The sequence below is a fragment of the Mesorhizobium tianshanense genome (genome assembly GCF_007830515.1).
GTDB lineage: Bacteria > Pseudomonadota > Alphaproteobacteria > Rhizobiales > Rhizobiaceae > Mesorhizobium > Mesorhizobium tianshanense.
Genome location: NZ_VLKT01000156.1, coordinates 1 through 1,254 on the forward strand (window position 1 = coordinate 1; position 1,254 = coordinate 1,254).

Here is a 1,254-nt window from a genome sequence, read left to right on the forward strand (position 1 = left end):
ATCTTGTCGAGCCGCAACCGACGCAGATCTGCCTTGAGCCATTGGTCGTCATAGACGGCTTCGCCGTCGAGCGTGAGCCGGCCGCCGCTCGGCTCCAGGATGCAGGCCATGCAGTTGAGCAGCGTGGTCTTGCCCGAACCGCTCGGCCCCATCAGGCCGACGACCTGGCCGGGAAAGACCTCCATGTTGATATCGACCAGCGCGTCGACCCGCGCACTTCCCGAACCGAAATGCTTGGAGAGGTGCTCGACGCATACGACCGCTTGTCTGCCTGGCTCGGTCATGATTCTACCCTGCCGCCGAGAGCGCTTCCGCGGGGTCCACTTTCAGCGCGAGCCGAATGCCCAGGGTGCTCGCGGCAAGGCAGACCACGATCGTGATCGCGAATACGGCCACTACGCTCTCTGGATCGAACACGAGCCGCCGCGGGAAAAAGGGCCTGAAGGTAAAGACAAGCGCGAGGCCGGCAGCATAGCCGGTGATCCCCAGTGACAGGGATTGCTGAACGATGAGGCCGATGATGGTGCGATCCGGCGCTCCGACAAATTTGAGCGTGGCGATCGAGCGCACCTTGTCCATGGTCATCGTGTAGATGATCAGCGCGATGATGACGGCCGACACGATGACCAGCAGAACCATGATCAGAAGCTGCTGCTTGCGCGCCTTTTCAATCACGAACTTGCTCAGCAGGGTTTCCTGCTGGGCCTGCGTGAGCGCCGTTAGGTGTTTCCACCGCGAGAGCGCCGCAGCGGTCTCGGCGACAGGAACATAGGGCGACACCTTGGCGATGACGGCATTGATCTGGTCGTTGGTTTCCATGGATCCCCCGCGCGCCTGCTCGCGCCGCGAGGCCGGGGGTGCGAGTTCGAACTGGAGCGCTTGCGCGTCGCGCAAGGTGATATAGGCGACGGGATCGCCGGATGATGTGACTTCGTTCCGCATCAGGCCGACAATGGAGAATTTGTGATCACGGGTCCCCAGCAGAACCTCCTGACCCAGCGCCAGGCCGGCGGAGCGGTCGACGATCATCTCATAGTGGCCGCGCAAGATGTCGCGGCCGGCCGAGAGCTGGCGCGGTCCGCCGGGCCTGCCGGGCTCGAAGCCGATCAGAAAGAGGCGGTGTGGCGCGCCGTTCAGCTCGGTCTGAACCGATTGATAGGTGACAGACCCGGCGCGCTGCACGCCATAGACCCGGCTGACCAGTTCCCTGGTGTCGCCCGGAATACGCGACGATTCGGCGAACGGCCCATTGGT

Annotated in this window: 2 protein-coding genes; both read right to left on the reverse strand. The window is 63.5% G+C overall.

The features are described from left to right. On the reverse strand, positions 1 to 284 hold a 284-nt coding region (locus IQ26_RS39010; RefSeq protein ID WP_145723596.1), incomplete at its 3' end, for an ATP-binding cassette domain-containing protein. Positions 285 to 288: 4 nt separating this feature from the next. Next, positions 289 to 1,254: ABC transporter permease (locus IQ26_RS39015; RefSeq protein WP_145723597.1), on the reverse strand; the 966-nt coding region annotated here is incomplete at its 5' end.